2 protein-coding genes and 2 pseudogenes are annotated in these 4692 nt (G+C 56.5%); 1 reads left to right on the plus strand and 3 read right to left on the minus strand.

Annotated elements, in window-relative coordinates:
- Nucleotides 1–307: pseudogene (locus GVL12_RS26795) on the minus strand (hypothetical protein); the annotation flags it as partial.
- Nucleotides 308–769: 462 nt separating this feature from the next.
- Between GVL12_RS26795 and GVL12_RS25430 the strand changes: the two are divergent.
- Nucleotides 770–1270, plus strand: a pseudogene (locus GVL12_RS25430) (transposase); the annotation flags it as partial.
- 354 nt (nucleotides 1271–1624) lie between these two features.
- Here GVL12_RS25430 and GVL12_RS25435 read toward each other — a convergent pair.
- Both GVL12_RS25435 and GVL12_RS25440 read right to left on the minus strand, forming a co-directional pair.
- Nucleotides 1625–3289, minus strand: coding sequence for an RNA-directed DNA polymerase (locus tag GVL12_RS25435; protein WP_159918346.1), 1665 nt, complete (start codon nucleotides 3287–3289; stop codon nucleotides 1625–1627).
- A gap of 53 nt (nucleotides 3290–3342) precedes the next feature.
- The gene (locus GVL12_RS25440; protein ID WP_159918347.1) at nucleotides 3343–4311 is read right to left on the minus strand and encodes a hypothetical protein; all 969 of its coding nucleotides are present in this window, start codon (nucleotides 4309–4311) and stop codon (nucleotides 3343–3345) included.
- Nucleotides 4312–4692 lie beyond the last annotated feature (381 nt).

Below are 4692 nucleotides of genomic sequence, written 5' to 3' on the forward strand. Positions count from 1 at the left end.
TGCCCACCCACAAGGCACGTGACATTGACCAACTGCTGCCGCACATCTGGTTGCCGCCTACTGCTACCGCATAGCGCCGACTCTGCGCAAGGGCCGGACCGCGTGTGTTTGCTGGCCCCTTACCCTTATCCAGGCGCAGCTTGAAGTTGTCGCGCTCGCGGGTGAGCTGGGCGATGTGCAGCGCTTCGGCGCGGTGGGGATCAGCCTTGGGGCCACGTTTGACGGGCGCCAAAGCGGCCAGATCGGCGACTTCGCGCTGGCGGCGCCAGGTGCTCAGCGACGACGAGTACACGCCCTCTCGGCGCATCAGCGCACCGATCTCGCCGGGCTTCGTACAGTTGTCGGCGGCGTCCAGAATGCGGCCTTGTCGGCGCTGGAGAACGTTCTGCGCCGGGCACGCGGGACCACTTCGGAATCGGCTACTTGGCGGGACACGGGCGGCGCCGATCCGGGGGCATCTTCAATCGCCCTGCGGGCTCCTTGCGATGCACCTGGATCGGATGAATTCTTCACTGCGTGCATCGGGACCTTGGGTTGCTGGATGTTCGTCATACCTACCTCGTTACTCACTAATTTCTCAGAGGGAGGTGCAGCAGGTCATATTGGCACAAGGGGCCGCGTTGAATTGCGTCTAGCGGATGCTGAGCGACGGGGCCAGTTGAAGTGTCCGCTGCAGGCTGATCTGAGTCATTCACGGTCCAGTGCCTGAACGGCAGCAACCGCCAACACCAGTCGGTGAACGTCACCGCGCCTTAACGACTGCTTCACCATCGCTGCCACGGCGGTGGAGTTCATCGGTCAGTTGTACGGCATCGAGCGCGAGGCCAAGGATATGGCGCCTGAACAGCGTCTGCAAGTACGCCAGCAACGTGCCCGGCCGATCACGCAAGCATTGCACGCCTGGCTCGTCGCCCAGCGCACCAAGGTCGTGGACGGCGGCGCCACCGCCAAGGCCATTGACTACAGCCTGAGGCGGTGGTCGGCGTTGATGCGCTACCTCGACGATCCAGCGCTGCCCATAGACAACAATCACGATGAGCAGCAAATGCGAATCTGGGCGACTGGCAGAAAAAATTGGCTCTTCGCCGGTACGCTGCTGGCCGGCCAGCGTGCGGCCGCGATCACGAGCTTGATCCAGACGGCCAAACTCAATGGCCACGATCCCTATGCGTATCTGAAAGACGTGCTCACGCGGCTGCCCACCCACAAGGCACGTGACATTGACCAGTTGCTGCCGCACATCTGGCTGCCGCCTACTGCTACCGCATAGCGCCGACTCTGCGCAAGGGCCGGACCGCGTGTGTTTGCTGCCCCCTTACTCGCAGTCGGCGGCTTGAGTGGCCGCGACGGCCGTTACCGGACATTGGCGCGGTAACGGCGTGTAGCACCGTCGCGTGTTCCGAACCCGGTTAATAGGGCGCTAACATCCAAAGACAAGCACTCAAAAAACTGGTCGAACTCGCGATGCCGACTTGAATTTTCAAAAAGCAGCTTTCCGATCTATGGGGCATATGGCATTTACACCCTGCAGCGGCATTCCAACCAAAGACGTTACTAGCCTGCCACTACAGGACCCGGGACCTCTCAGTAAATCAGTCAGAACTCTGGCAATGACCATGAATGCTCAGTACGTATCAATCGGCGTCGTCGCGTCGAAGGCGAGCTCCTCACCGCGATCTAGTGCTGTCTGAAGAATCGCGGGGTGACGGGGATGATTGGAAATCCCGTGAAGGCAGGCCACCTCCTGGATGAAGGGATTACCTGACTGCATCAACTGGTGCCCGCGCTCGTCCCACAAGGCGAAGCGATTGAGTTCATCGTCGGCCGGGCCAGCAACACTGATGCCATTTGCTCGCAAAATGGCCAAGCCTTGACGTTCGGCAACCCCCCAGGATTGGACTTGGCAAGTGATTTCGCCGGGACTAATTTTCAATGGCTGAGCAGCTGATTGGGCTGCATTGCTGCCCATTATCAGAAGGCGCGTTATGTCTCGCGAGCCGACTGCATGGAGTATTTCTGCAAGCATGACGAGCTCTGGGTATTGCCGCAGTCGCTCTGCAATCAAAGGCAAATCTTCAGCTTTGGCAAGGTAGAGGAGTCGGCCTGCGAAATAGCGAATTTTGGAGATGACTCTCTTGCGCGCGTAAACTTCTAAATTTTGGCCAGCCTCAAGGAAATGAAGCAAACGCTCGGTAAATTCCGTACGAAGACTCCGCGCAGAGAGCAAAAGCGCACTTGGCGTAGTCTGCCGGAATATCTTGCTAAGCAGCCACGGATAACGCCGTAGTTGACCAAAGAAGCGATCTTGATACCTCGCATCACTGACTTCAACGCTATAATCTGGCAACGGAATCCGGAAGCCCTCTTCAGAAAATTTGGTGGCAAGATTGGCACGAGAGGAAGCCTGTGAAATGAGGAACTGCTTAAGGTCGCGGACGAAGAACATCCAGCCTTGTGAGTCGTTGCCGCTGAAATCAGCCTCTCCTGTCAGCCAATCCGGCGCAGCAAGTTCGAAGTCTTTTCCGGCTCCGGCGTCATGCAAGTCAAGTCCTAACTCGCTCAACATTCCTGCCAATTGCGCGCGGCCTGCGGCAACATCTACTGTTGACCCCACCAGCACCACGTCATCCACGTAGCGGAAGTAACGATTTGGGAAGGCTGCGGACATGGCTTCATCAACATTGCGCAACACAAGGTTGGCAATCAGATGACTAAACATAGGGCCGGTCAGTAGCCCTTTGCCATGAGCAGCGTTCTGGCATACCAGTGCGTGGTGGGCTAAAAGCTTTGTGCCTAAATCACGAAATAGGGCGGCTATCTGAGCTACGTCGCACGCCTTCATCCAAGCGCGGATTGCCAGCTCGCCGGAGATGTTTGGGTAAAAGCGTTTGATGTCGGTGTAGCGTACGACCTGACCAGCGTCGGCTTTACATACCGCGGCGATTTGTTGTTGCCGCTCTTGTAGGCCAGTGAAGTAAGGCTTGTAAACACCTTGAGTGTCTTCGCCTTCTGCCAGACGATAGCTGAAAACGAAGTCGGGGGCGCGAAATGCTGCATGCCGGCTGCATTCGGCGAGTAATGCAGCTTCCGCGAACGACTCATTGGGTCCGGGCAGAAAAATGTCGCGGTAGCCTACTTGGCCGTCCGCGCGAATATCCTTGAAGTGCAGGGACTGGAAATAGGCGCTGCTGCTTCGATTTATCACGAGATGTGGGGACACCTCCTCAGCCCAGCGATCCCTGCGTGCACACTGATTGGCGAAGTAATAGCGCAGTCCAAGGTAGGCCATGATGTCGCGAGTACGGTACTGATTGGCCGCACGCAGTGCGAGTAACTGCGGCCTCATGCCTTAGCTCCACTCAAAGGTAAATCGAAGCGCTGAATTACTAGATGAACCTTGAATTGATGGTCCTTCAATGGGTGCTGAACGCCAGCAACACTCTTCCCAAGGTTCTCAACCACGAGAGTCTCTTGCTCTTCCTTCGTCTGATGTGGTGAAAACAGTTTTTTAAACCAACCGAGAGCTCGAGCGAAGAAGCCGCCTAGCCCAATTACCTTGTTCGTTTGCGGCTCGATCCAGAGCACAAAACTATTGTGAGCTCGGCCGTGTACGAACAGGCTTTCAAATTGCGGTAGAGCCTCTTTCCATTTTCCCTCTCCCTGGAGAAAACCGGAAAAATTGGCCAGCACCATGAGGCGGGCTGAACATTCTTGGCCAAGCACGGTCAGGCGATTAGTCAGGTCTGCGGTAGAAAATTTATCCAACGCATTCCAGGGCAGGAACTCGGCAGAGACCCATATCGCCTGATCAACCAATACCTCCTTGATGTGATCTATGGCTAGGCTGGCATAGCCTCGAGCGGAATCAGACAGCTCACCGCCAACAACCTTGACGTACAGTGGGTTGCGTGGGATGCGGTCTTGGCGCCGTAACTCAGCAATGCTCGTCAGCAGCGTCAGAACAGCTGCGCCAGAGCCACAAGGCAGATCAGCCACTAGGACGGTCCCACCCGAAAAAACCTTCGCAAACGCGTCTGTCACCCCAGAAAGTTCGTCTCGAGGGTCAAGTAAGCTAAGTTGGACCCGTGCCGACGAACCGCTGAAACGCCATGCCAAATGCTCGTCCGTTGCTTCCTTGCTCAATCCACCGGTTATTCCCGCAGGCACCGACTGTAACGCCTTTTCTTCTAGTCCAGCATGTTGAAGCAAGTGCTTCCAGGCAGTGAGAAGTGTCGGTGCAAGATGCAGGCACGTTGTTTCAGCATGCCAAAGTGTTGCCGGGATATCTGCGGGTTTAATCAGTCGGGACATTAATCAACCACGTTGGCAAGCAGTTTTTCGGACATAGAAGCTTATTGATTTGCACAACTGTCAGGCAGGCTTCGAGGATGGATACCAATTATGTAACAGATATGCCTGTAGCTTGGAGGATCATGAGCTTTGACCGCTTCAGCACCGTAAGCGCTACTGCAGCCTTCAGCGGCCAAGGTCCCCCTTGTGCCAATATGACCTGCTGCACCCCCCTCTGAGAAATTAGTGAGTAACGAGGTAGGTATGACGAACATCCAGCAACCCAAGGTCCCGATGCACGCAGTGAAGAATTTGTCCGATCCGGGCGCATCTGCAGCGGCCCAACCGACCGCCGACTCCGAGGTAGTCCCGCGAGCGCGCCGCCGTACGTTCTCCAACGCC

It is taken from the genome of Pantoea sp. 18069, assembly GCF_902706035.1.
Classification (GTDB): Bacteria; Pseudomonadota; Gammaproteobacteria; order Burkholderiales; family Burkholderiaceae_C; genus Comamonas.